At 38.0% G+C, this 25,860-nt stretch carries 31 protein-coding genes and 2 pseudogenes; 16 read left to right on the top strand and 17 right to left on the bottom strand.

All coding sequences use genetic code 11. The annotated features are described in order from the left end of the window. Positions 1-248: 248 nt before the first annotated feature. Complete coding sequence (locus AS180_RS16195; protein WP_025908646.1) at positions 249-722, top strand: GNAT family N-acetyltransferase; 474 nt, start codon at positions 249-251, stop codon at positions 720-722. 43 nt (positions 723-765) lie between these two features. Here AS180_RS16195 and AS180_RS16190 read toward each other — a convergent pair whose 3' ends face one another. After that, on the bottom strand, positions 766-1,308 hold the full coding sequence (locus AS180_RS16190) for a phosphatidylglycerophosphatase A family protein (protein ID WP_025908645.1): 543 nt from the start codon (positions 1,306-1,308) through the stop codon (positions 766-768). Between the two features lie 204 nt (positions 1,309-1,512). Here AS180_RS16190 and AS180_RS16185 point away from each other — a divergent pair, with 204 nt between their 5' ends. The 4 genes from AS180_RS16185 to AS180_RS16170 all read left to right on the top strand — a co-directional run bounded on the left by AS180_RS16185 (position 1,513) and on the right by AS180_RS16170 (position 3,755). Further along, positions 1,513-1,914, top strand: coding sequence for a hypothetical protein (locus AS180_RS16185; RefSeq protein WP_025908644.1), 402 nt, complete (start codon positions 1,513-1,515; stop codon positions 1,912-1,914). Positions 1,915-2,005: 91 nt separating this feature from the next. Then, positions 2,006-2,731 (top strand): alpha/beta hydrolase, encoded by a 726-nt coding sequence (locus AS180_RS16180; RefSeq protein ID WP_025908643.1) that lies wholly within the window; start codon positions 2,006-2,008, stop codon positions 2,729-2,731. 82 nt (positions 2,732-2,813) lie between these two features. Further along, positions 2,814-3,326: a YjcG family protein gene (locus AS180_RS16175; protein WP_025908642.1), complete on the top strand. Its 513-nt coding sequence runs from the start codon at positions 2,814-2,816 to the stop codon at positions 3,324-3,326. A 6-nt stretch (positions 3,327-3,332) separates the two neighbouring features. Next, a complete protein-coding gene (locus tag AS180_RS16170; protein WP_025908641.1) occupies positions 3,333-3,755 on the top strand; it encodes a GNAT family N-acetyltransferase in 423 nt (140 codons plus the stop codon). 98 nt (positions 3,756-3,853) lie between these two features. On the opposite strand, the pseudogene AS180_RS24080 reads toward AS180_RS16170, so the two are convergent. After that, positions 3,854-5,156: pseudogene (locus AS180_RS24080) on the bottom strand (spore germination protein). A gap of 481 nt (positions 5,157-5,637) precedes the next feature. On the opposite strand from AS180_RS24080, the gene AS180_RS16145 reads away from it, so the two are divergent. Beyond that, positions 5,638-6,315 (top strand): DUF421 domain-containing protein, encoded by a 678-nt coding sequence (locus tag AS180_RS16145; protein WP_025908636.1) that lies wholly within the window; start codon positions 5,638-5,640, stop codon positions 6,313-6,315. Between the two features lie 62 nt (positions 6,316-6,377). Here the strand turns inward: AS180_RS16145 and AS180_RS16140 are convergent, their stop codons facing one another. Beyond that, on the bottom strand, positions 6,378-6,620 hold the full coding sequence (locus AS180_RS16140; protein ID WP_062687141.1) for a hypothetical protein: 243 nt from the start codon (positions 6,618-6,620) through the stop codon (positions 6,378-6,380). A gap of 163 nt (positions 6,621-6,783) precedes the next feature. Between AS180_RS16140 and AS180_RS16135 the strand changes: the two genes are divergently transcribed. Beyond that, positions 6,784-9,093: a UvrD-helicase domain-containing protein gene (locus AS180_RS16135; protein WP_025908119.1), complete on the top strand. Its 2,310-nt coding sequence runs from the start codon at positions 6,784-6,786 to the stop codon at positions 9,091-9,093. A gap of 41 nt (positions 9,094-9,134) precedes the next feature. Here the strand turns inward: AS180_RS16135 and AS180_RS16130 are convergent, their stop codons facing one another. From AS180_RS16130 to AS180_RS16120, 5 genes are all read right to left on the bottom strand, one after another. Continuing rightward, positions 9,135-9,395 carry a sporulation-specific transcription regulator SpoVIF gene (locus tag AS180_RS16130; RefSeq protein ID WP_025908120.1) on the bottom strand — a complete coding sequence of 87 codons (261 nt, stop codon included), beginning with the start codon at positions 9,393-9,395 and terminating at the stop codon, positions 9,135-9,137. A gap of 219 nt (positions 9,396-9,614) precedes the next feature. Then, complete coding sequence (locus AS180_RS21780; protein ID WP_076512614.1) at positions 9,615-9,734, bottom strand: YjcZ family sporulation protein; 120 nt, start codon at positions 9,732-9,734, stop codon at positions 9,615-9,617. Between the two features lie 82 nt (positions 9,735-9,816). Next, complete coding sequence (locus tag AS180_RS16125) at positions 9,817-9,996, bottom strand: hypothetical protein (RefSeq protein WP_025908121.1); 180 nt, start codon at positions 9,994-9,996, stop codon at positions 9,817-9,819. 70 nt (positions 9,997-10,066) lie between these two features. Next, on the bottom strand, positions 10,067-10,225 hold the full coding sequence (locus AS180_RS23280) for a hypothetical protein (protein WP_167556173.1): 159 nt from the start codon (positions 10,223-10,225) through the stop codon (positions 10,067-10,069). 70 nt (positions 10,226-10,295) lie between these two features. Then, positions 10,296-10,745: a hypothetical protein gene (locus tag AS180_RS16120; RefSeq protein ID WP_025908122.1), complete on the bottom strand. Its 450-nt coding sequence runs from the start codon at positions 10,743-10,745 to the stop codon at positions 10,296-10,298. Between the two features lie 251 nt (positions 10,746-10,996). On the opposite strand from AS180_RS16120, the gene AS180_RS16115 reads away from it, so the two are divergent. After that, a complete protein-coding gene (locus AS180_RS16115; RefSeq protein WP_025908123.1) occupies positions 10,997-11,761 on the top strand; it encodes a BMQ_0737 family morphogenetic spore coat protein in 765 nt (254 codons plus the stop codon). Positions 11,762-11,865: 104 nt separating this feature from the next. Beyond that, positions 11,866-12,726, top strand: a complete 861-nt coding sequence (locus AS180_RS16110) for a hypothetical protein (protein ID WP_025908124.1) — start codon at positions 11,866-11,868, stop codon at positions 12,724-12,726. A 46-nt stretch (positions 12,727-12,772) separates the two neighbouring features. Here AS180_RS16110 and AS180_RS16105 read toward each other — a convergent pair whose 3' ends face one another. The 5 genes from AS180_RS16105 to mgtE form a co-directional block, all read right to left on the bottom strand. Continuing rightward, positions 12,773-13,108 (bottom strand): DUF1360 domain-containing protein, encoded by a 336-nt coding sequence (locus AS180_RS16105; RefSeq protein WP_025908125.1) that lies wholly within the window; start codon positions 13,106-13,108, stop codon positions 12,773-12,775. Between the two features lie 63 nt (positions 13,109-13,171). Beyond that, a complete protein-coding gene (locus tag AS180_RS16100; protein WP_025908126.1) occupies positions 13,172-13,645 on the bottom strand; it encodes a CotO family spore coat protein in 474 nt (157 codons plus the stop codon). A 129-nt stretch (positions 13,646-13,774) separates the two neighbouring features. After that, on the bottom strand, positions 13,775-14,557 hold the full coding sequence (fabI, locus tag AS180_RS16095) for an enoyl-ACP reductase FabI (protein WP_025908127.1): 783 nt from the start codon (positions 14,555-14,557) through the stop codon (positions 13,775-13,777). 333 nt (positions 14,558-14,890) lie between these two features. After that, complete coding sequence (locus tag AS180_RS16090) at positions 14,891-16,750, bottom strand: monovalent cation:proton antiporter family protein (RefSeq protein ID WP_025908128.1); 1,860 nt, start codon at positions 16,748-16,750, stop codon at positions 14,891-14,893. A gap of 109 nt (positions 16,751-16,859) precedes the next feature. After that, entirely contained in the window at positions 16,860-18,236 is a 1,377-nt protein-coding gene (gene mgtE / locus AS180_RS16085; RefSeq protein ID WP_025908129.1) for a magnesium transporter, read from the bottom strand. A 221-nt stretch (positions 18,237-18,457) separates the two neighbouring features. Between mgtE and prpE the strand changes: the two genes are divergently transcribed. Then, on the top strand, positions 18,458-19,192 hold the full coding sequence (gene prpE / locus AS180_RS16080; RefSeq protein WP_062687140.1) for a bis(5'-nucleosyl)-tetraphosphatase PrpE: 735 nt from the start codon (positions 18,458-18,460) through the stop codon (positions 19,190-19,192). A gap of 38 nt (positions 19,193-19,230) precedes the next feature. Here prpE and AS180_RS16075 read toward each other — a convergent pair whose 3' ends face one another. From AS180_RS16075 to AS180_RS16060, 4 genes are read right to left on the bottom strand one after another with little or no spacing between them, the layout of a single operon-like run. Beyond that, entirely contained in the window at positions 19,231-20,133 is a 903-nt protein-coding gene (locus AS180_RS16075; RefSeq protein ID WP_025908131.1) for an RluA family pseudouridine synthase, read from the bottom strand. Positions 20,134-20,148: 15 nt separating this feature from the next. After that, positions 20,149-20,943 carry an NAD kinase gene (locus AS180_RS16070; RefSeq protein WP_025908132.1) on the bottom strand — a complete coding sequence of 265 codons (795 nt, stop codon included), beginning with the start codon at positions 20,941-20,943 and terminating at the stop codon, positions 20,149-20,151. 58 nt (positions 20,944-21,001) lie between these two features. Next, the gene (locus tag AS180_RS16065; RefSeq protein ID WP_025908133.1) at positions 21,002-21,643 is read right to left on the bottom strand and encodes a GTP diphosphokinase; all 642 of its coding nucleotides are present in this window, start codon (positions 21,641-21,643) and stop codon (positions 21,002-21,004) included. A gap of 19 nt (positions 21,644-21,662) precedes the next feature. Then, on the bottom strand, positions 21,663-22,049 hold the full coding sequence (locus tag AS180_RS16060) for a UPF0738 family protein (protein WP_025908134.1): 387 nt from the start codon (positions 22,047-22,049) through the stop codon (positions 21,663-21,665). Between the two features lie 303 nt (positions 22,050-22,352). Between AS180_RS16060 and AS180_RS16055 the strand changes: the two genes are divergently transcribed. The 6 genes and pseudogenes from AS180_RS16055 to AS180_RS22725 form a co-directional block, all read left to right on the top strand. After that, complete coding sequence (locus AS180_RS16055) at positions 22,353-22,943, top strand: CYTH domain-containing protein (protein WP_025908135.1); 591 nt, start codon at positions 22,353-22,355, stop codon at positions 22,941-22,943. A 4-nt stretch (positions 22,944-22,947) separates the two neighbouring features. Continuing rightward, positions 22,948-23,592: a lytic transglycosylase domain-containing protein gene (locus tag AS180_RS16050; protein ID WP_025908136.1), complete on the top strand. Its 645-nt coding sequence runs from the start codon at positions 22,948-22,950 to the stop codon at positions 23,590-23,592. 220 nt (positions 23,593-23,812) lie between these two features. Further along, positions 23,813-24,223, top strand: a complete 411-nt coding sequence (locus AS180_RS16045) for a globin domain-containing protein (protein WP_061785625.1) — start codon at positions 23,813-23,815, stop codon at positions 24,221-24,223. Further along, entirely contained in the window at positions 24,220-25,104 is an 885-nt protein-coding gene (locus AS180_RS16040; RefSeq protein WP_025908138.1) for a ClpXP adapter SpxH family protein, read from the top strand. The genes AS180_RS16045 and AS180_RS16040 overlap by 4 nt, the downstream gene beginning before the upstream one ends. 256 nt (positions 25,105-25,360) lie before the next feature. Then, positions 25,361-25,537 (top strand): hypothetical protein, encoded by a 177-nt coding sequence (locus AS180_RS23275; protein ID WP_090752849.1) that lies wholly within the window; start codon positions 25,361-25,363, stop codon positions 25,535-25,537. 186 nt (positions 25,538-25,723) lie between these two features. Next, positions 25,724-25,860 (top strand): annotated as a pseudogene (locus AS180_RS22725) (DUF4372 domain-containing protein); the annotation flags it as partial.

The raw sequence follows: 25,860 nt of genomic DNA, 5'->3' as shown, positions 1-25,860 counted from the left end.
TAGATAATAATCGAAAATATATAAAAACAGGTGGAGAAAAACATTGCGTTTTTCTCCACCTGTTTTATTTAGAGGGACTTATTAGACAGCCCCTTAAAATTGATATGCTATTTCCATTGTTTCTCCACAAAAAATGAACTACTTATTTTTAACATTCCTTCTTTTTTTTCATATGCTATAAGTATTCACGCTCAGTGGGCTTTTGACTAGTGGTATGCAAACTGATAAAAAAGCAGGTGAAACGAAAAATGGAAATCGTCTACCGAACAGCAAGAATAGATGATTATCAAGGCGTTAATGCGGTTTTAAAAGAATCTTTGGAGCTTCACGCCCACGCTTTACCCTCTTTATTTAGCACAGACCATATCGTTATTTCGTATGAACAGTATCAGGCCATCCTCTACTACAACTCCACCGACATTCTAATTGCTGAATACAACGGGCGTATCATCGGCGCTTCCGTTGTTGAGCTAAAATACTCCCCTCCTGTTAACGATCAATCTTTCATGTATACTGCCTACATTCAATATTTTGGTGTTAAAAAAGAGTGGAATAACTATGGAATTGGAAAAAAGCTATTTCATCGAACAAAAGAATGGGGGCGTAAAAAAGGGGCAAGTGAGCTTCAACTGACCGTGTGGGCTTTTAATCAAAAAGCCCAATCCTTTTACGAGAAGCTTGGTCTTAGCTCTCTTAGTCACCTTCTTTCTACAAAACTCTAACAAAAAAAGCGAGATGCATGTTCTCGCTTTTTTTATGAAATGATTATCGTTTCTCTAGAGATTCTTGGTAGCTTTCTAGCTCGTCTCGCTGCCGATGAGCCAAGCGGCTTGCTGCGCTTGAAGCAACGCTCGCAATTAAATCATCTAAGAACGTATGAACTTTATGCTCATTCTCTTTTTTACAATCTAGCTTTTTAATGACGCCTACTTTTACCTTGTCCAGATAACCAAATGTCGTCACAGCAATGCTTCCATATGTAAGGACTGCCCCTAAAGCAATGGTTTCATCAACGCCAAATAGCCCTTCATCTTGCTCTACAATGCTTTGAAGAGGTTCTGAGAGCTTGCCTCGTTCCGCTAATTTATCTAGTTCAATGCCGACTAAAAGCGCATGCTGAATTTCACGTTTTTGCAAAACACGCTCAACGCTTTCTGCACACTGTTGAATGGTTAGGTCTGGGTGATAAGGCAGCTGAAGGTCATACACAATCTCTGCAATATCAAATACTGAAACGCCTCTTTCTTCCAATAAACCCAGCGTCGCTGCCGTTACTTCTTTACTTGTTGGGATTTTTTTTGATGTCATCTTCTCCCTCTCCTTTGTCTAATGATGTACATGCCACTTATCTTCAATAGTTCTACACATTCAATCAAAATCCTTTTTCACCAGGGCCTCCACCACACACAAATATGCGAACCTGCCTATTAATTGGTATAATTATTTTATTGATTGAAAGAAAAAGGAGGGACAGCGCAAAATCAGTCCTTTAGGTATTGGTTACGCACCAGCATGTCACAACACGAAGAAGAATATAAGCCGAAAAAGCTCGGGAAAATTATTTTACTAGCAGCGATTGTCATCACAGCATTGTTTTTCATTAGTCAGATTATCTTTTTACTTATCTCAGGATTTAGCAGCAATAAAGACGAAGTTGCGTTTTTCGCTGGGAATCATTACTCCATTATCCGTAAAGATGATACGTATCGCTTGTATGATAAAAAGACGAAGAATGTCATTTTGGATAACGTGAATGGCTATTACTCGAACAACGCTGTGTATAGCTATATTAAAAATGAAGAAGAATATGTCGTTATTAACGAACAAGAAGAAGAGTACATTATTCGTGAGATTGATCCAAGCAATTCCCAAGAAAAAGAGCTGTTTGAAAAGTTTACGCCATTGTCTAAGTAAGAGACGATGGCTTTCTCTTTATCCTACCTAGCTTAAATATGCTACAATAAAGGTAGCGTTTTCATTCACTATCAGTATAGGAGTCGATATCATGTCAGAAAGCAAACGTCATTTAGAAGAACTATCTTTTTACAGCGAATCACTTCAAGAAGACGTGACGCTGCTTGTGTATTTACCTTCAAACTATTCAACGCTGTATAAATACTCACTGCTTATCGCGCAAGATGGGAAGGATTATGTCATGTACGGTCGAGCTCCTCGCTTAATTGATGAGCTTATGAAAGAATCTACTATCGATCGCACCATTTTTGTTGGTATCCCTTATAAAGATCCGTCCGACCGTCGTGAAAAATATCATCCGAACGGCTCACAGAACGAAGCATATATTCGCTTTTTAGCTCATGAACTCATTCCGTTTCTCGATGATAAATATCCTACTTATCAAATGGGGAAAACCCGAACGCTAATTGGGGATTCGTTAGCTGCGACCGTTTCCTTAGTAACAGCCATTCAATACCCAAATACATTCGGCAACGTTATTATGCATTCACCGTTTGTAAATGAAGATGTCTTAAAAGCTGTAAACGAATTTTCAACTCCTTCTCTGCTTGATTTATATCATGTCATCGGCACACAAGAAACGGCTGTAAAAACAACAAAAGACGGCGTATTAAATTTTATTGAGCCGAACCGACAGCTTCATGAAGCAATGAAGTCTAAGGGCTATGCGGTCTTTTACGATGAATTTGATGGCAATCATACGTGGAAATATTGGCAGAAAGATATTAAACGTTCACTTGAGATGATGCTTCGCTAGAAAGATGTCGCATTGTCGGAAAATTTGTTATACTAAACAAATGATATACATATTTTAAATCATTTATGTTGGAGGGATTTTTATGAAATTTGGCGTTGTTCTTTTTCCATCAAAAAAACTGCAAGATGTAGCGAACTCTTACCGAAAGCGCTACGACCCTCATTATTCATTAATTGCACCACATTTAACGGTAAAAGAAGTATTTGAAGCTTCAGAAACTGAAATTGAGCATATCGCTGCTCAGCTTCGTCAAGTTGCAAAAGATGCTAAGCCATTCACGCTAAACGTAACCAAAGTTAGTTCATTCTCTCCTGTGAACAATGTGATTTATTTAAAAGTCGAACAAAAAGCAGAACTAACGGCTCTTTACAATATGCTACACGAAGGGCAACTTAAACAGCCGACTGAATACACGTTTATTCCACATATCACAATTGGTCAAAGACTTTCAGATGATGAGCATTTAGATGTATACAGTCAGCTTAAATTAGTAGACGTTGCGCACGAAGAAGTTATCGATCGCTTTCACTTAATGTACCAATTAGAAAATGACACGTGGACGGTCTTTGAAACATTTAGATTTGGAAAGGAATAAAGATGTATGGAAATTAAAGTAGTAGCAACAAAAGACGAGCGGGAAGATGCGTACTATGTAAGAATGAAGGTCTTCGTCGAGGAACAAAAGGTCGATGTGGAAGAAGAAATCGATCAATACGAAGAAGAAGCAACGCATATCGTTGTGTATGATGAAGGTAAGCCAGTAGGAGCCGGTCGCCTACGCGTAGTTGATGGCTACGGTAAAATGGAGCGTATTTGCGTCATGCCTTCACATAGAAAAGCAGGTGTTGGTAAACTTATTATGAGCAAAATGGAAAGCCTAGCTGTAGATAAAGGCTTATCCAAACTCAAGCTCCATGGCCAAACTCATGCCGAAGGCTTCTATGAAAAGCTCGGATACGTAACGGTTTCAGGTGAATTTATGGATGCTGGCATTCCACATGTGGAAATGGTTAAAAAGCTGTAAAAACGTGTTTTATTATAGTCAAAACAAAAAGCGTGTTGCCTATAAGCAGCGCGCTTTTTGTTTGCGTCATTTTTAATTTAATGATGGCTAGCATTATTTTAAGCCTGTTTGCTAGAGAATTTCTTTCGGTTTCTTAGAAATGCGACAAAAAGAAGCACCAGCGGAATGACTACAAAAAGAGGGATATGTAAAACCTTTATTACTATTGTTAACCCTTCTTGAAGATGCTCTTGAACATTGCTTGCACTCATAATGGATATAAATAAAATAGTGATGCCAAAAGGATAAGAAAGGCGTGAAGGGGATTCAACTTTAAATAAACTTGCTGCACCTAGCATAAATAAAAAGCGAATTGATCGAGCTGAAATAGCCATCTCAAAAGCTGGATTCGCAAAGCTAGCTATAGCTGTAATTGAAACAACAATAACCATAGCTGGAGCAATTAGCGAAATAAGAAACATAAAGATTCGTAATAAACGAATAGATGTTGCAATGTCAAAGCGAGCATAGTAGTCTTTTGGAGATTGGAAGAACTGCATAAAAATAGCCGGAACGATTAATATAAAAGGTGTTCCATCTACAAAAATAGCTATTCATCCTTCTGATAAATTTCCCGCTACTACATCTGGTCTTTCCGTATTGTAAACGGTAGGAAACGGCATCAGTGTTTGATCTTCAATAAACTGTTCAATATATCCCGATTCAAGGATACTATCGATATCGATTTCTTTCAGCCTGTTGCGCATTTCTTGAATAATTTCTTCTTTCACGACGCTGTTTATGTACATTAGATTGACCTTGGTTTTCGTTATACAACCTATTTTTAAAGACTCCGTCCGTAAGTCAGGACTCTTAATAATCCGCCTTACCAGTGCTAGATTTACTCCTATAGACTCTGTAAACGCAGCTTTTGGACCACGAACAACCATTTCAGTAGTCGATTCAGAAATAGCTCGAGTTTCTCCCCCAGCAGCACTGGCGCTTAGCACTTTATTTATCCCATCTACTAGTAATTGTGTCACCTGTTGTTAAGGATAAAAACACATCTTCCCACTTATTCATAACGGATAAATCATCCATCCGTGGTTATGATACTTTCCGAAATGACGTCTAAAGCATTATTTACAGTTATATTTGTTTTGCTCGGCTCTTTGGTTATAGAATCAATTAAAGAATCTTGAATAGATTGATTGTCTACAATTCCTTCTATATAAATAATTGCAACTTCTATCTCCAAATTCAGCCCTAATTTTAAATGTCGAACAACTATATCCGAACTGTCACCCATTTTCTGTGCGATGCACTGACGGTTTGCTTCTAGAGAAGATTCTACACAAGAATTAGAATCATTGGCCGTATGCGAATTCTTTTGTTTTTTTGTTTCTTAAAGAACGAAGGCATGAAATGAAACACCTTTCTTTTTATTTCTATTATCTTAACCTTACAGGGATTTCTTATGTGAGATTTTGCATTTTATATCTTTTTATAAATTGAGATAAAAAGGGAAAGTTACTTAAATGGAGTGTGTAAGCGATGAAAATTATAGGTATTGCTTTTCTAGTGTTAAGCTGTTTAATAATATTTTCCTTGGTTATTGATATTTCTCAACAATTCACTATTCATGAGGCTCTAAACAATGCCATAAGTCCCTTTCGCGTAATGGGCATTGGAGAAACTTTTGCTCTTTGGTTACTTGTCTTTCTTTTTTTGTCCAAGCATTTTATTTCTCCTGGAAGGACAAACGCAAAAAGAAGTAGGTACGCCTTGATGTAGATACAAGTAAAAATCCTCTTTGGATACATGGCTTTTTCATGTCAAATTTCATTGGATAAAAGAGCATTTATCTTTCCATACTAATAAATAAATATGGAAACAAGGTGAAATAATGGAATTTATAAGAATTGCTTCAGAGTTATTTGTAGGCTTTATTTGCTTGTTTTTTTTGACGAAATTATTGGGGCGTGCGACCATCACACAGCTCACAACGTTTGATTTCATTTCAGCGCTTGTGCTAGGTGAACTGGTTGGAAACGCGCTATATGATTCTGAAATAGGGATTGGAAGGATTGTATTTGCTGTAGCTGTTTGGGGCGCACTCATTTACTTTACGGAAGTTATTACACAAAAAAATATTCCTTTTCGTTTGTTTCTAGAAGGACGACCTTCCATTATTATTCGGAATGGGAAGGTTTCTTACAAAGAGCTGCAGCGTAATCGATTAGATATTGATCAACTATTGCACATGCTCCGCTCTAAGAACGCTTTCTCTATTCGTGAAGTAGCATATGCCATCTTAGAAACGGACGGCACAATGAGCGTTTTATTAAAGTCAGACTATGCTGCTCCTACCAAAGGTGATTTTCAATTACCTGTTACACAACCGACTCTTCCAATTGCCTTTATCAGTGACGGCCGTATTTTGACTAAAAATTTAACGGAGTCAGGCTTTACAGAGGAATGGTTACATCAAGAAATCGGAAAGCAAGGAATTCCTAGTGTTAAACAAGTATTATACGCAGAATGGCAGCAAGGCGATGCACTTTTTATTCAAAAGTATTAGCGTTTGTTAATACAGAATAAAAGCATCGCCTTCTTTTTTTTAGATTAACACAACGAGAATGTTTAGGCTTTCTCGTTGATATACGTTCCTTTTGGAACATCTTGCTCAATGAATTGTGGAGCTTTTCTATGCTGATAGCGCACGTAGTTGTTCATGGAAGATAAAGGTAATGTAGAGTTTCGTTTATTTTGTAAGCTCGCAATTGGTTGGACATTTTGCACGGTTAGCGGCGTGTTGTTTTTCAGCTGACTTCTTTGCGCATATTGAATCGATTGATACGGTGTAATAGGTAAGATATAATCCATATTCTCTCCTCCTTTTATAGGTTTTTTCCCGTTTTAACAAGAGATATTCGACATTTTACATAAACAGTTGTTTCACCTTCTACCTATTCGACAGTCATTTGAATATGGTATGATAGTCTTTAGCTGTTTTAACCGAAATGAAACGACAAAGGAGGTCAGCGGTATGCAAACTGCTCTACGTAACGGGAAGAATATTACACTGGACACATTAGGTCGCAACCAGTTTCAACTGATTTATGAAGCAGGAATTCGAAATGAATTAACTTGTGCTCATTGTAAGGAACCCGTTCATCTTGCAATTGGAATCCATCGAGCTCCATATTTTTATCATCGTAACGCTCCTCACGAACGCTCAGAGTGTATGAAACCATCTCCCAAAAAACAACCCGTTTCTGTGCTGGCTTCAAGTGCAAGCTATGAAGAACAAGGAGGATTTCGGATTCCAAAAGGCAGAGCAATTGGGAAAAACGAAGTAAAAAATGAGCCTCAGTGGAAAAATTCTACTTTTTTCACCCCAATTCCTGCTTTTTCAGCATCAAAAGCGGAAGTGAAAGAAACGAATTCACCCTACTTTCATACATTGAAAGAACATCAAATTACGTTAGATACAAATCAGTGGAGCTCAGTTACTCACTCTGAAGGACCTCTTCTAATTTTGGCCGGGGCAGGAAGTGGAAAAACAAGAGTCTTAACCGCTCGTACTGCTTATATGATTCAAGAGCATAAAATTGATCCGCGTTCAATTATGCTCGTAACGTTTACATCAAAAGCAGCAAAAGAAATGAAAGACCGTTTAGCATCTTACCCTGGAATATCACCATCAATTATTAGGCAGATGCTCGTCGGTACATTTCATAGTATTTTCCTTCGGATGGTTGTTCATCATTCGCCTGAGTCTTGGCAAATGAATCGATTGTTAAAATGGGATTGGCAAAAAGAACAGATTTTAAAAGAAGCAGGCCGAGAAATAAATCTGGATGAAAAAGATTTCCCATTTGATCAAGCCATTCAACAGATCAGCTATTGGAAAAATACGCTTTTGGGTGTGAAAGATGTTCGCCCTGTTAGCCAGTGGGAAGAGCAAGTTCACCATTTGTATGTTCACTACGAACAAACAAAACAAACGCAAGGGCTGTTTGATTTTGATGACATGCTAGACGGTTGCTATCAAATGCTTAGAGATAACCCTGAGCTGCTTGTTCGTTATCAAAAGCGATTCCGATACTTTCTAATTGATGAATTTCAAGATATTAATAAAGTTCAGTATGCTATTATGAAAATGCTAAGCGCAGATTCTAAAAATTTATGCGTTGTAGGTGATGATGATCAGTCCATCTATGCGTTTCGTGGCAGTGACCCAAGCTTTATCTTAAATTTCGAAAAGGATTTTCCTGGAACGAAAAAAGTAACGCTTCATCAAAACTACCGCTCTGCTCATTCGATTGTGTCAGCCGCCAATAAGGTCATTGAGCGCAATACGGAGCGTCATACAAAAAATATGAAGGCACAGTTTCACCATGATCATGTGCCAACCTTTTTCTTCCCTTATGATGAAGAAGAAGAAGCCACAATGATTGTGCGAGATATAAAAGAAAAGGTTCAAGCAGGTGCGTCCCCTTCTGACTTTTCTATTTTATACCGTACTCATGCTTCTTCACGTGCGGTTTTTGAACGGCTGTCCCAGTCAAACCTTCCGTTCACCATTGAGCAAGATGCAGATTCATTTTATGAACGTCGGATTGTGAGAACGATGCTTGCTTTTTTACGTCTTAGCTTAGATCCAAACGATAATCAGTCGCTTACTAGTATCGTACAGGCACTATTTTTAAAGAAAACCATCTTAAATGACTTAAAAGCAATGAGCATTTTAAATGACGTATCATTTGTCGAAGCGCTTGGTCACCTAAAGGATTTAAAGCCGTTTCAACAAAAAAAGTTACAAAAGATTATTCCGTTGTTTTCAAGCTTAAAAAAGATGAAGCCTGTTAATGCCATTGAAACCATTTCAAAAGATATGGGCTTTGATGATTTTGTCAAAAAGCGTGGAAATGAAGGAAATGCCATGGAAAAAGGATCAGACGACGTTCGAGACTTAAGAGTTGTTGCACGTAAATTTTCAACTGTCCAAGAACTGCTTGACCACGCAGATCATATGATTGGCATGAACAAAGAAATGAAGGTTTTAAGTAAGCAGTTTAATGAGAGCGTTCATTTAACAACCATTCACCGTGCTAAGGGCCTTGAATATAAGCACGTATATGTTTTAGGTAATGTAGATGGCGGTATTCCTCATGACTACGCGCTGGAAGCGTATCGAAACGGTGAGATTGGTGCATTGGAAGAAGAAAGACGCTTACTCTATGTAGCGATGACGCGAGCAAAAGAATCCTTATACCTATCAGTTTTACAAACGCGACGAGGAAAAACAGCGTACCCTTCTCGCTTTTTAAAACCTTTTTTAAAAGCGTATTAGTCATTGAATAATAAAGAGCTGGGGACTCCCCAGCTCTTTATTTATTTCTTCTTCTCATTCAGCATTTTAGAAATGGTACTAAAGTCAATGGACTGATTATTGCTAGCAAGTGCTTTGACAATCTGATCTTCTTTTTGTTTTGAAATTGGTTTATTTGCAATTTGAGCTACACGTTTGACAATATTGCGCACGGTTTGTTCATCTTTAAAGTTTGCATTTTGTACGGAGTTCGCTAGCTCGAAAATATCCTTCATATTAACGCCTGTTTTCTTTTCAATATTCTTAAACATATTGTTATCCATTTACATTGCCTCCTTTGGCATATAAAGCTTATGAAACCAAATTGCCTCTAGCCGCCATATTGTGTGAGAAGAAGCGGTTCTGTACGGAATACTCTATCGTATGCAGCAGCTGCCCAGATGGTGACCACTTTCAATCGACGGTTTGTGAGGTACACTATCAAAACAAAGTACGAGTGAACGTTCACTCGTACTCTTCTTTACTATATTCAGTAGAAGGGATTAGTTGTAACAAGCACAACCAATGATAACTAATAAAATAAATAGTACTACGATTAACGCAAAACCACCGCCGTAACCACCACCGTAGCCACAGCCATATCCGCTGTATCCAAAGCCCATAATTACACCCCCTCTGTCCTTCTTCTCTATACAATATGTGAAGCGGAATGGATTGGTATGGGCTTTTGGTCAAGAAATATTTTCATTGTCCAAATGGGTCATCATTATACAAATCATCAATTTGCTTTTCTTGCTTTTGTAATTGACGCTCGTGCTTTTCAAACTGGTGAGATAACTTTTCTACTTCATCCATCTTCTTTTCATGAGAACCAATAATTTGCTCTTCAAAAAACTTCTCTAATTGCTCAAAAAAATCTGCCATGGCATTCACCTCCTTCTATACTATGTATAGAAAGAAAAAAAGTACTGCCAAGATAGGCAGCACTAATGACTTAACGCTTCGGTAATTTAGCTCCGCAGCCACAGCCACCTTGCTTTGGCATTGGCTTTTGTACAGGCTTTGAAGGATATTTTACTGCTTTTTTCATCACCGGCTGCTGATAGTAATGAGGGTGCAGGTGAGGGTATGCTTGATTTTGATTATAATACATCCTATGGTCCCTCCTTTTCACAAAATGCAATCTATGACATTATATTCAGTTTCCAGCAAGAAGTTCAGTATTATTTGTCCATTTTACGCTGCAGCTTTAAAAACAAGTCCTGATTGCTAATTTCACGCTCACGGCTCGCCGACTGCTGCCTCATCTTATGCCTTTGAACGCCACTTAGCTTTTGCTGAAGTTCACTGAGCCCTTGATCAATCGTTTTATCAAATGATGGGTGTGCATTTACAACTTCCTTCTGTTTTGCAGGTTCTTTTGGCTTTACAGCTTCTTTTGCTTCTATCTTTGACTGCGCTTTTTTCTCCTGCTCTTTTTGTTCGTTGATCATTGCTTTTAACCAATCAATTTCTTCAACTAGCTTTTTATTTTTCTCTTTATAACTCTCTAAGTCTTCCCGAAGTTCTTCGTAATTTAGCTCTTCACTCTTATATTTTTGATATTCTTCCTTATAGAACTCTAATTCAGCTTTTAAACTTGCAATATATTCTCTTACTTTTACTTCAGCCACAGCGCTTCACTCCTCCATGTCAGCTAGTTACTCATAAAATTTCTTTCTAGATGAATAACACATTTTCTTAATATGAATATGCTGTAAGTGAGTTTATTATTTCCTTCAAATTTTATGCATAAAGCGAACTTTTCTAAATTCCGCTTTTGTCACGGTCACACAAAACCGGGTCATTCATACACTATAGTAGTCCGATACCTAGTTAACGAACAGCATAAAGGAAGGACAATTACGATTAGGAGGTAAAAAGAATGGGAGAACATTTAGAGTCATTATGTATTCGCGTTCCTAAAGTATATGATTGGGTGAAACGTGAGGTAACACAAAACAGATCATTTATTCCAGATCAAATTGATTTTCCAGGTTCAATTGATCCAATTTGTGCAACATATGGTCCAACAGCAGAAGTTCAAGCAGTTTTAACAGATGAGGAAGGTAATCCAATCGACCTTTCCGATGACGATGCAATCAACTCAGTAATTGAATTTGCACCTTTCGGCAAACGTCGTACGCGCAAAATCGTATTACCAGACGGTGAGTTTGTAAAACTTCAAGAAGTACGCTTATCAATCAGTGGATTCTACCGCGTAAAGTTAACAAACGTTACAAACTTCTGTAACACTACAGGTGTACCACCTTGTGCGTTATCTGATGATACGTACACTTGGTCAACAGTGCAAACATTCTATCTATGTGCACCAGAAGGAACGTACCCAGTTGTACATTTAGACAACTTTGATGGTATTGGAAATGTACTTTGCAGTGACGACAATGAATTTGAAGGCGTAGACTTAGAACTATTTATTTGCTTAAGCGTTCAAATGGAAAGAGATGTAAAAATCGAAGTTGAAGGAAGCTACTGCTACCCTCGCCCTGAAATTTTAGACAAATTAGGATGTGGCCCAGTTTACAATCCACCAACATGCGATGACATCTTCCCAGGTAGACATCACCACCATCACTGTCACGACCATGATCACGATGATTATCACGGCGGAGAATACGAATTCGAATAAGTCAATGCATAATCAGAGGAGAATTTTTCTCCTCTTTTTTCATTGATAGTTATTACTTCGCATACATATGTAATATTGATAGCTACGTTACGAAAGGAGATTAAATGATGTCCCCTTCACCTAAAGATGATTCCATGCTGATGCGTCAAAAGCTCATTCACTATAAATCCGAACTAAAAAACTATGAAAACCAAATTAGACAGCTTGAGAGAGCATTAGATCGCGAGAAAGAAAACTCTTTATTTTGGAAGAACAAACATGCCGAAGCCTATTCAATCAATGATAAAGACACGGAATTAGAAGAACTTGAAAAAGAGCTGTATCAGCTTAAAAATGAGCACTCCGAACAAGCCATTATCATTGAATCGCTCAAAGAGAGAATTTCTCGTAAACAGCCGATTATTGAAGAGAAAGTGATTGAAAAAATCATTGAAAAGCCTGTTGAAAAAATAGTTGAAAAGCAAGTTAAAGTAGAAGTTGATCGCTTTCAAGCAACTGACATCATCAGTTATTTTCAACACTCTGTCTTGTTACCAACTCCAGATGAGGAAGAAATGATGATTCTTGGAAACGCTGTGGTTACAAATCAAACAAGCAAATCGCTTGTCTCACCAATTATCTGCTTAAAAGTGAAGCCTCATGAGAATGTATCGCTAACGGGAAAGGTTATTGATGAAAAGGAAATTGAAGATTCCACCATTCCCTCATCAGCGCTTCAATGGCAGTATGCCCACCCAAAATGGCGAGAAAAAATAAAGCAAGATGGCGAATACTGGATCAGGCCCACTCGTTCTGCCCAGCTAGCACCCAATCAGCCAATGCGTTTTGAATCGTTTCAGCTTCTCATTCCAAAAGAATTAAACTCATCTTTTGTCATTGTAGAAGGATATTTTTACAGTGAGGAGTGGAAGCAAGGCATTCCTTTCCTCAATAAAATCGTGCTTACTCTTCCAACAGAAGAATAAAAAAACAATCGGCTGTAAGTCGATTGTTTTTTCTATGCCCGTCCATTTATTTCATAAATGATTCAACAATCCCTGCACACCCGGCAATCGCTAAAACAATAATTGCAGGAATTGCAATCTGCGGAAAAAACGTATAGCCTGCATAAATTGCAATTGCACACCACATGCCCGTACACCAATAGCAGCTTAAGAGTTCTCCAATCCACTTTCTAAGCCCTTTTCCTTTTACCGTTAAGTAAGTAATCTCATTTCCTTGTTCATCAGGCTCTGTAACCATTTCATGAAACGGCTTACGAATAAATCCTGTAATCTTATCAAATACAATCAGCCTTGTGAGGCGAAACGTAGCAAAAACGAATAAAAATAAATAAATCCAGGTCATTTTAAACCCACCTTTACTGAAAAAAGCTAACAAGAAAAATTCATTTGTTAGCTTTTTACTTCTTTAAATCTTAACAATTGAAATCGTTACGATATCTTTGACAGGCACCCGATTCGGCTTATCATGTGGAGGAGCTAAAATTGATACTTCACCGTCTACAAATTCCACAATTGTTCCGATAAACGAATTTCCTTCTACACTTATTTCACAAATTGGCTGCGACATATGTTTTGGAAACCCACATAGAAAATTAAGTTTTTCACTAATGTTCATATATTGAAATGCTTTATTTGGTTTTTTTTGCTCTTTCTGTTTATGAACATTTGCAGGTAACCCAGCTTTCTCAGGTTTAACTTCCTGTGACTTTACGTCTTCAATTGGTGAGAAAGTTGGTTCTTCTTTTAAGGGCTCCTGCTCTTTTTCATTTTGCTTCGAGCTATAAAAATATTGCATAGATCTTGTTGTTTGTGCTTGGTTCGGCTGCACAATGTACATTAAAGGCTCGTTGTCTTCGGACCTTGAGCGAGAGTCAGTCATGAAGCATACCTCCCATTGCTTGTTATCGTTCTCTTAAAAATGTATGCTTGCTTGCTAGAAAACTTGTTTCTTTTTTTATAACGACACAAAAAAAGAGCGCTACATGCCGTAGCGCTCTTACAAGAACGATTAACGTCCGATAATATGGAAACCAGAATCCACGTGTAGGTTTTCACCTGTAATTCCACGTGATAAATCACTGAATAAGAATGTTGCCGTATCGCCAACTTCTTCTGGAGTCGTTGTGCGACGAAGCGGTGCACGCTCTTCAATTTGTTTTAAAATTGAGTTAAAGTCGCTAATTCCTTTTGCAGATAACGTACGAATTGGTCCTGCAGAAATTGAGTTAACACGAATACCGTGCTGACCTAAGTCTGAAGCTAAGTATCTTACGCTAGCATCTAAAGAAGCTTTGGCTACGCCCATTACGTTATAGTTCTGAACAACGCGCTCTCCACCTAGATAAGTTAGTGTTACGATGCTTCCGCCTTCTGTCATTAGTTCTTTTGCTTCACGAGCAACAGCCGTAAGTGAATATGAGCTGATATTGTGAGCTAAAAGGAAACCATCTCGAGATGTATCTACAAAATTACCGTCTAAATCTTCGCGATTTGCAAACGCGATACAATGTGCTACGCCGTGAATATGGCCTACTTCTTCTTTAATTTTTGTGAAACATGCTTTAATATCTTCATCTTGCGTTACGTCACAAGGTAATACAAGCGTATCTTCACGCTCTAATGAAGCTGCAAGATCGCGAACGTTCTTCTCTAAGCGTTCTCCCGCATATGTAAATACTAAACGTGCGCCTGCTTCGTGCAGTGAGCGAGCAATACCCCATGCAATGCTTCGTTTATTTGCTACTCCCATGACAACAAATGTGCGATTCTCTAAGGATAAGCTTTTTAACATCTTTTAATATCCTCCTACTTATTACAAGTTATTAGTACCTGGTATTAATATAAGTATAACATAGAAAGAGCAAAAAAAGCTATCATTTATATAGACAAAGAGACTGAAGCTTGGTGAAGTGCTTGCTTCTGAAAAGAGGAAGCTAAATCCTTCTCACTGCGCTACTGGGTCTCAGTCTTTCCTATCGTTCGCGCAGGAGTCACGTATCTTATGCTCCATTTCACTTTTCTTTAAACGTGGTTTCCGAATCAAAAAATCCGAACAATTGAGAGTTACCTCTTAATTGTTCGGATAAATTATTGACTAGGTTACTTCCATCTAAGTCTTATTTCACTAACGAATTTTATATTCCAACAGCATTTTCAGCTCGTTTACATATGAGCGCGATCCCGTTACAATCAGCCGGTCATCTAACGCTAGTTCCGTATCACCGTGAGGAACGATGGAGTCTTTACCTCTAAAGATACGAACAAAGATGACATCACCCGTAAATGGGAATTTACGAAGTTCTACCCCTTGGTATTTTGGGTTACGCATATTGATTTGATAAAGAGCCGACTCTTGGTTTGTTAAGATATTTAAAACCGTCGGTGACTCAATTAACGCTTTTAATAGTGCTGTTGTTGACAATAGTACGGAGAAGACTTCCACTTGGTTTGCTTTTAGCTTTTCATCGAGCTCTGGCGTTTCAACACGCGCAATGACTCGACCTGTCCCATATTCTTTGGCAGCTAACGCAATCGATGTATTGCGCTCTTCTTCTCCTGTTGTAACAACGAGTACATCCGTATCTAAAATACCTTGTTTTTGTAGATATTCTACATCATAAGATTCAATATCATTAATATTAAAAACAGAGTCAGACGTACGGTTATCCAACTTTTCATTCGACGTATGATAAATCGTTACGTCATACATATTTAAATCAAGATCACGAATTACTGGTAGGGTAAATTGATTCGCACCAAGCATGTTAATCTTAAGTTTCTTCTCATTGATCTCTGGCTTTGGAAACAGCTTTCTAAAGACGATTGGCGTAATAATACACGTGATAACCGCTACTAGAATGAGGGCTCCTGACATCTGTGAATCAATGACACCAATATTTTCACCAACCGTAGCTGCTGCAATAACAAGTGAAAGCGTTGATGTTAATAAAAAGCCTGATGCTAACACTGTTTTTGTATCGTACCAAATGCGCATAATCATTACTGGTAATAGCTTTGATAACAATAAAGCTAAAAGCAATAAAGGCATTAGAATAAGTACTTTTGAATCTCCAAACAGCGACCAAACATCAAGGTCTACCCCAACCATTACGAAAAAGATAGGGATTAAAAAGCCATATCCGAAGGAATCTAGTTTATGCACAAGATTCTTATCTGGAGCAAGCAGTGATACAAGTACGCCGGCTAAAAACGCTCCTAAGATATTTTCCGCTCCAATTGATTCAGAAAGTCCCACTAGGATAATAATAAGCGCAAATACTGCTCGCGTATCAATCTGAACCGTTCCTTTAGACATCGTTTCAAGGAAGGAACGATGCTTAAACTGCTTACCGATAAAGTAGAATAGAACACCGGCAGCAAATAGAATAAGCAGTAGCCATGTGTTTCCTCCTCCCGATTCTGCATAAATTGATGCAAAAACAGCAAGAAGAATCATCGTCACAAGGTCTGCAATAACAGCAATTAGTAGGATTGTTTGCCCAATGGACTTTTTCATAATTTGGGCATCCTTTAAGGTTGGAACAACAACTCCAAGTGAAATGGTTGAAATAATAAGCGTCATTAGAAACGCATTGTCAATAAATCCTGTCCAGACAAAAATATAGGATAATAACAAGGAAACAGCAAAAATAGCAAGAAATACAATGGTTGATACAGCAAACGAGTTCGGAATCGTTTTACCAGATTTCGTCTTTTCCTTTTTTTGTCCACCTGCAAATGCAGAAAAATCAATTTCTAGCCCGCTTAAAAACATTAAAAAGATAAATCCGAGGGTAGACAACGTCTCTAACCACATATCTTGTTGAACTAAATCAAATCCACTTTTCCCGATAATTAACCCCATAATAATTTCAGCTACTACGACAGGGATAACGTTGAGTTTAAAGCGATGAAGTAGAATTGGTGTTAAAAAAGCGACCGTAATTACGATGACAAGAGAGGTCACGGATGCATGATGTTCCATCTACTTTTCCCTCCTTTTCCTTCACTTGCTTAGTATAATAAATGTATATTAAGCTAGTGTTAAATTTAAATGTCAAGCATAAAAGGGAATGCTCAATCTGTCAACAACTCTATTTTAAATAACTCATAAAAGTTGTCGCTAATCCGAAATAAATTAAAATACTAATAAGATCATTAATCGTCGTAATAAACGGTCCAGATGCTACCGCAGGGTCAATCTTCAAACGATGCATAAATAGCGGAATAAATGCGCCTGTTAACGTTGCAACAATCAGCGTAGCAAATACAGAAATACCAACTAACGCTCCAAGAATAAAATCACCTTGCCATACATATACAACTAGCGTTACGGCAATACCACAGGAACCTCCTGTAATGACACCTGTTAAAGCTTCTCGAACGAGTAGCTTTAGCTTTCCTTCTTCCTGAATTTCCCCTGTTGCGATACCACGAACAGCTACCGCTAATGCTTGAGTACCCGTGTTTCCAGCCATCCCACCAATCAGAGGAATAAAGATTGCTAAGATGGCTACTTGGTTTAATGTGTCTTCAAAGCGGCCAATTAAGCTTGCCGTCATCATCCCTAAGAACAGAAGAATAATCAGCCAAGGCAATCGCTTTTTAGCTGCGCCGAACGGACTGTTCCCCGCCGTATCGTCCACGTCGCTAATACCCGCAAGTTTGGAATAATCGTCAGATGCTTCTTCGTCCATTACATCAATTACATCATCGACGGTAATGATTCCGAGAAGGTGCTGCTGAAAGTCTACTACCGGTAATGCCAGGAAATTATAGTCCCTCATAATTCGAGCAACTTCTTCTTGGTCTTCCGCAACAGAAACCGCTACAACACGTTCACTCATAACATCACTAATCATCGTTTCTTCATCTGCAACAATTAAGTCTCTTAACGAAATAACGCCTACCAAATGCTTTTGTTCGTCCACAACAAACGTATAATAAATCGTTTCAGCTCCGGGAGCTTCTCTCCTTAAAATTTGCATCGCAGAGCGAACCGTTTGGTTTGCTTTAATAGCGATAAATTCTGTGGTCATGATACTACCGGCCGTGTACTCTTCATAGTGAAGCAGTTCTTTAATTTCATCCGCTGCTTCTTCATCCATAATGGTTAAATAGCTCGCTACTTGCTCTTTATCTAGTTCGTTTAAAACGTCAACGGCGTCATCCGTTGACATCTCAGCTAGCATATCAGCAGCAAACATTGGATGCATCTCTGAAAGTAAATCTTGATAGTCTTCTTCCGGTACTTCTACTTGTTCGAAAATATTAGCCATTTCTTCTGGTGAAAGCATTTCATAGAGCGCAAATCGCAAATCTTCGTCTAGCTCTTCAAAAAACTGGCCTTGATCATATGGGTGCATATCTAGAAATTCTTCTCGAAACGCATCAATTTCATTTTCTTTGAGCAAGTTAATTAATTGCTCCTGAAGTCTCTTTTGCTCTTCTCTTTCCATTGATTCAGTCATAAACATTTCCTCCTCTCAGAACAAAACTTCTCTTACTTTATTATGAAATGAACTAGATTTCAACTCATAACTCGTAGTAAAATTTTAAAAACTTCTGTTTATCTAATTATTATGTGATAAATCTTATCGATAGTTTGCACAATATAGAATGAAATTTCTACACCCTAAAAGGTTTATTTTTCAAACGATACGAAATTCATTGGAAAAGAGCGTGAAGAAATGTGAAGCTAGACATAATTGGAGATATTCATGGCTGCTACGATGAGCTTGTAGAATTAACAACTAAACTGGGCTATAGCTGGACCTCTACCTACCCTATCCATCCAGAAAAGAGGCATTTAGCCTTTGTAGGAGACTTGATGGACCGAGGACCTCACTCCTTAAAAGTAATCGAGCTTGTTTGGAATCTTGTCGTCAAACAAAAAAAAGCGTATTACTGTCCTGGAAACCACTGCAATAAGCTTTATCGATTTTTCAAAGGAAATAAGGTCCAAATTAAGCATGGGTTAGAAACAACCGTAGCTGAATATAATGACCTCTCCCAAGCACAGCAGCAAGAAATCAAACATAAGTTCATGGAACTTTATGAGAATGCCCCTCTTTATGTTCACTTAAAACAAGAACAGCTTGTTATTGCACACGCTGGAATGCGGGCAGACTATATCGGACGAAACGACAAAAAAGTAAAAACATTCGTTTTATATGGAGACATTACTGGAGAAACACACCCAGATGGTTCACCTGTGCGCAATGACTGGGCTAAACACTACAATGGGACACCATTGATTGTTTACGGGCACACACCGATTAAATCTCCTAAGCTACGTAACAATACAATCAACATTGATACAGGAGCAGTATTTGGTGGCAAATTAACTGCGTTTCGCTACCCTGAAAAAGAGCTTGTTTCTGTTCCCTCTTCCATGCCTTATGTGGCTGAAAAGTTTAAAGAATAGCATAAGAGCACTACTCGCGAGTAGTGCTCTTATCGTATTTACCCTCTGTTTTGTTGAACTAAACGCTGCATATCCTCAGGAAGCGGTGATTGAAATGCCAGTTCACGTTGCAAAATAGGGTGAAAGAACGTGAGCTTATAGCTATGTAGCGCCTGTCTGCTTATCTTCTCTCTGTTCCCACCGTATAGAGAGTCACCTAGTAAAGGACTTCCCAAATACTCCATATGAACGCGAATCTGATGCGTACGCCCTGTATCCAGCTTCAAGTCTACTTCAGAGAACCCATCGTATTCTTGTATCACTTTGTAATGCGTAACGGCATGCTGACCGTCTGAGCGTACCATTCTTTCAATAATACTATCGTTCTTTCTTCCAATTGGGGCGTCAATTACTCCCTCTTTTTTTGAAAGAGTTCCATGAACAAGCGCACGATATGTACGCTTAATCGCTCTTTGCTCTTGAGCTTGAGAAAATAAGAAATGAACATGGCGGTATTTAGCAACTACTAATAAACCTGAAGTATCGCGATCGAGTCTATTCACTAAGTGAACCGTAGAAGCAATACCGTTTTGCTCATAGTAAAACAGCAGCGCATTGCTTAGCGAATCATTCAGGTGCTCTCGCGTTGGAATACTAGGCATACCAGCGGATTTATTAATGACTAGCAAGTAGTCATCTTCATAAATCACATCTAACGGTAGAGGTGATTTATGAAGATTTTCACTTGGATATTCAGGTGGAAACGTCACTTTCACAAAGTCTCCGATAGTGAGTATATGTCGAACATTTACTTTCTCACCATTTACTTCAATACAACCACCCTTAAACTTGATATCCGTTAATGCTGCTCGAGATATATGATGCCTTTTTAGAAAGTCGCGTAATAAAGAACCGCTAAATGAATCTGTTACGTGCCAACTTAATGTAAATAGCTTGTGCATATCATATCTCTCCACTTAATCAGATACAAATGAATCTCTTACTCGCTGCCAAAACGGAAAAGCTCGGAAGCGCGCGAAACGAATCTTTTCATTCGCAACTCGACACTGAATAGACTTAACATTTTGATGTAACAACGTTAAATGATCGATGGTGATTTGAAAATCTGCGTAATTAACAGGCTTTAATAAAGCCGTATGATGCCCTGGTAACACGAGCGGAGATCCAATTGTACGAAACACACGATTATTAATAGATGCCATTTCAGCAATCTGAATCGCATGCAGTGACGGATGTAAAATAGCACCTCCAAGGGACTTATTGTAAGCCGTACTTCCCGATGGAGTTGATATACATAATCCATCGCCTCGGAATGTTTCAAACTGCTGTCCCTTAATTTCAACATCCATCACAAGTGAGCCTTCAACACTTTTGACCGTGCACTCATTGAGCGCCAAAGAACGAGCTTCCTTTTCTCCGGTTGTGTAACGAATAATAACTTCAAGTAGCGGATATTCAACAACTTGATAAGGTGTTTTCGCAATAGCAATGACTAACTTCTCAATTTCATCCGGTGTCCAGTCTGCATAAAAGCCTAAATGTCCTGTATGTACTCCAACAAAAGCCGTTTTGTCTAACCGGTGCTGATAATGGTGAAAAGCATACAATAGCGTGCCGTCTCCACCCACTGAAATGACAATGTCTGGTTCATCTTCGTCGTGCTCTAAGTGAAAATCTAATAAGTATGTTTTCATTCTTTCCATTAATGTATTTGAAACTCGATCGCCCCTGGACGTAATAGCAAACTTGATATTACTCACCTTCTTCCCCCCTATCTGTGTTGAAAAACCTGATTTGACTTTTTATTCTTTATTCATTTTCTGTATTCTCTACTTCTTTTTTACGCGAAAAGAAAACCTGAGCTTCTTGTATTTCCCCTCGAATCTTTGACATCTCTTCATCTAGTTGAAAAGCTGCTTCTGATGCTCGCTGAAGTCGTTCTTTTATCTCTTGAGGGAAATTGCCACTGTATTTATAGTTTAAAGAATGTTCAATCGTGGCCCAAAAATTCATCGCTAACGTACGAATTTGGATTTCTGCTAAAATTTGCTTTTCTCCGTGTATGGTCTGAACAGGATAGCAAATCACCATATGATAGGAGCGATATCCACTTTCTTTTTGATGAGTAATATAGTCTCGCTCTTCTACTACTTTAAAGTCCGTGCGCTGCCTCAGAATTTCAACTACTGCTTTAATATCATCTGTGAATTGACACATCATGCGCAGACCTGCAATGTCCTGCATCTCTTCCTCTAAACGCTCTAAAGAAATGTTTTTTCTTGCCGCTTTATCTAAAATACTAGCAATGGGTTTCACTCGGCCCGTCACAAACTCAATTGGAGAGTGCGTAGATCTCATATCGTATTGAGAGCGCATGCCTTTTAACTTTACTTTAAGTTCTTCTACCGCTTGTTTATACGGTGCTAAAAATAAGTCCCAATGCCTTACCATTGCTATCCCCCTCACCTTGTTATCTGCTTTTTTTATCTAAGAAAATTTCTTCTACTCTTGCTACCATATCATCTCCGTAGTTTACATTTCCTTCAATGTTGCTGATTAAGTCTGTTAACTCTTCTTTCATAGCCGTTAGCTCAACGACTTGCTTATTAACTTCTAAGAACACCTTTTTATCATCTTGTAAAACGTTCTTTAAATGTGGCCACATATTGTCACTTAGTCCAACATACATAAACTGCTCGTTGACTTCCACAATGTATACAAATGACATATTGTCAGAATCAGCAAGCACTTGCTTCATATCTTCAATCTGCTCGATTTGTTGTTCAATAGCCTCTGCCTTTAAATGTAGTTCATCTTTCTTCATCACACAGGTTGTGATTTCGATTCGATTTTGCATATATATACTCCTTCCAACTATACAATTCGTTCTTATTTTAACACATTCAAACGTGGTTTAATAAAGCGAAACGAAATCTATTCGGGTTTTCTATTACTTTCTGTTCCATCCCTTTTACAGAACGCCTATCGATTCGAGATATTAACGATACAAATTAACCATTTTATGATAGATTATAAATGAAATCTTATGACAGTGATGCATCTGTTTTGCATCTCATAAAGAGGAACATACCTATGCTAAACATTATAAAACACCTTATTATACATCCTTACAGATACAGCATAAAGGAGCTTATGTAGCATGAAACAAGAAATTGAAATTGAATTTAAAAACTTAGTAAATAAGAATGAATTTAAAAAGTTACTAGCTTATTTCCAACTAACGGATCGCGACTTTATCATGCAGGAAAATCATTACTTTGATACAAATGACTTTCAGCTAAAAAGCGCAGGGGCAGCTTTACGAATTCGAAACAAAAATGGAAAGTTTGTTTTAACTTTAAAACAGCCCCATGAGCATGGCTTATTGGAAACGCACATAGATCTTACAGAATCTGAAGCACAAGAACTAATGACTGAAACAAAGAATTTTCCAACTGAAATGACAGCAGCTCTCCAAAGACTTGGCATATCTTCATCACGCTTAGCTTACTTTGGCACACTTAAAACATACCGAGCAGAAATTGAATACAAAAGCGGTTTACTTGTATTTGACCATAGCTTTTATTTGGATACTGATGATGTAGAAATTGAGTATGAAGTTCAAGATGAAACACAAGGACTTCTTGCATTCGAGAGCTTACTTCAAGACTTTAGTATCCCTAAGCGTAACACAGCGAATAAAATCAAACGTTTTTATGATCGCAAATATCAATTATTAAGTGAGGAATAAATCAATGGATGTTCAAGCTTATCAAACGTGGTTACAGCTACAGACCTTGCAAACATTTACGGCAAATCGACCGACAGCTTCACCTGCAACACTTTTAACTCCGTCGATATTTGCAAACATTTTGGCACAATATATATCTGAAGAGAAAAACGCTAATGAGCAAACAGCTCAGCTCACTTCTAGATCTAATGCGCTGCCCTTACAAACCAATGCGGCTCCTTATTTGAATACATCGGTTCAAAAAAGCAGTTCGCCTACATCAACAATCATTGGCTCACGCTTTGATGATCTGATTAATGAAGCGGCTTCGAAATATGATTTAGACCCTAAGTTAATTTCAGCTGTGATTAAACAAGAATCTAATTTTAACCCTAACGCCAAAAGCTATGCAGGGGCACTAGGATTAATGCAGCTCATGCCCGCAACGGCTAACTACCTTGGCGTTCAAAATGCCCTTAACCCACGCGAGAACATTTTAGGAGGCGCAAAGTATTTACGACAAATGCTCGATAAATATAACGGGAACGTTAAGCTTGCTCTTGCTGCTTATAATGCCGGGCCAGGAAACGTCGATAAATACGGTGGTATCCCTCCTTTTAAAGAAACACAAAATTATGTTGCTAAAATTACGTCTACCTATAATGCGTAGAAAATAACTCATCATTTTCGGAAAGGGTATGTGACGGAAAGTTTTTTCTATAAACCCTGCTATTTTTTCACTTATTTCTTTATCTAGCTACCCTATCACCTTTTCTGTTTGAAGCGGATAGTTTGAGATAAATAAGGTACACTGCTAAAATTAAGAAAAACGATGGTACTACTCCACCACACTTGATGGAGTACATTTCTAGGATAAAGGAGTTATCAACATGAAAGAAAAAGTCAAATCTCCCTACGAACTATTGGGCGGTGAACATACGATTTCCAAACTTGTTGATGCTTTTTATAACAGGGTAGCTAGTCATCCAGATTTAGCCCCTATCTTTCCAATAGATTTAACGGAAACAACACGAAAGCAAAAACAATTTTTAACACAATATTTAGGCGGGCCGGCTTTATATACAGAAGAACATGGACACCCTATGTTACGTGCAAGACATTTGCCTTTTGAAATTACGCCAGCTCGCGCAAAAGCATGGCTTCATTGTATGCATGAGGCAATGGATGAAATTGGATTAGAAGGTCCGTTACGAGATGAACTTTATCACCGGCTCATTCTGACTGCTCAACATATGGTTAATTCACACGAACAGAACGATGAGAAAGGATTTTCACATTGAAGAATTTACACAGCGAACATCAATCATTGCGACACCTTTGTCAGGGTTCTAATCAGAAGCCACTGGAAATTTACGTATTTGTTGATCCACTTTGTCCGGAATGCTGGGCACTAGAGCCTATCTTGAAAAAATTGCAGATTGAGTATGGAAATTGGATTACTCTTAAGCATGTTTTAACCAGTAATTTGCAGAAGCTAAACATTGGTACAAAAAAGAAGTTTGAAGATATGGCCAAGACATGGGAGCAAACTGCTTGTCGATCCGGCATGTCTTGTGACGGTAATCTTTGGCTTGAGAATCCAATTTCAACACCATTTGCAGCATCGATTGCAATTAAAGCTGCGGGTTTACAGGGAAAAAAGCAAGGCATTCGCTTTTTACGAAAACTTCGCGAAGCATTATTTTTAGAGAAACAAAACGTTGAAAAAGAAGATGTGCTTGTCAAGTGTGCAGAAGAAATCGGACTTGATGTCGAAGAATTTGTGCGAGACTTACACGCTGAGCATGCTACAAAAGCATTTCAATGCGATTTAAAGATTACATCAGAAATGGACATAACCGATATTCCGACCCTTGTGTTTTTCAATGAAAAAGTTGAAGAAGAAGGAATTAAGATTTCTGGGCATTATTCATATGAAACGTACGTACACATCATTTATGAAATGTTAGAAGAAGAAGAAATCAATCCTCATCCGCTTCCACCTCTGCGATCGTTTTTAGCTTATTTTCAATTTGTCGCAGCAAAAGAAGTAGCCGTTGTTTACGATATATCCATTGAGCAAGCTGAGCGAGAACTGAAAAAACTTCAGCTTCAGCGCCTTGTAGAACAAGTTCCAGTGAAATACGGTACGTTTTGGAGAAGCTTAGAAAAAGGATGTTAAAATACAAAAAAGACTTGGCAAATGCCAAGTCTTTTTTGTTTGTCCTAAGACAACAAGGGGATGGGAGAAATTTTTCACGGTCAAACAAAGGGGTATATGTTTGTTTTGTGATAAACTTCACGATTATTACTATAGCAAATTATGTCGAGTTTTGACAACCCTTTTTTGATATTTTCATGATTTTTTTTAAAAAAAGTATATTTTGGTGCCTCGATTCATATAGTTCAAGCATGACAAGCAAGCGAGGTGACCAAACATGAAGCTCATCGGAGTGATCATCAGCATTGCAATTCTCTGTTTTTCCTTTGTCTTTTATCTACTGTCGTTAATGAAGCTTGCACCGCTTGTGATTGCTGCTCCTCTTTTACTTCTATCTCTGTTCATTACTATTATGCTTCTTAATTCATTTAATCGATTTCGAGGATTTAAATAAACAAAGCTTTGCGGATGCGCAAAGCTTTGTTTATTTAAACTTAGTCACTAGTGTTGCATTAATTTAAATTAACTATTAAAAAGACTCAAAATCTTCAATTTTATTATTTTAGGCAAACAAAAAGTCCTTTATAATGGAAATAGATGGTGGTAACCCGTCCAAATCCACTAATAAAGGACCAAACTTATGGACAAGATTACACGAAAAACTTCATTTGGACAATGGTTTTCACCAATTAATCTTCAATTATTAGAAGATAACGTGAAAACATTGAAATTAGATTACTATACGAAAAAATTAACGACAGAATCATTCCTTAAATT

It is taken from the genome of Priestia veravalensis, assembly GCF_001457055.1.
In the GTDB taxonomy this organism is placed as follows: domain Bacteria; phylum Bacillota; class Bacilli; order Bacillales; family Bacillaceae_H; genus Priestia; species Priestia flexa.
Note: the sequence above shows the minus strand (reverse complement) of the source record. Positions and strands in the feature narration are given on the sequence as shown.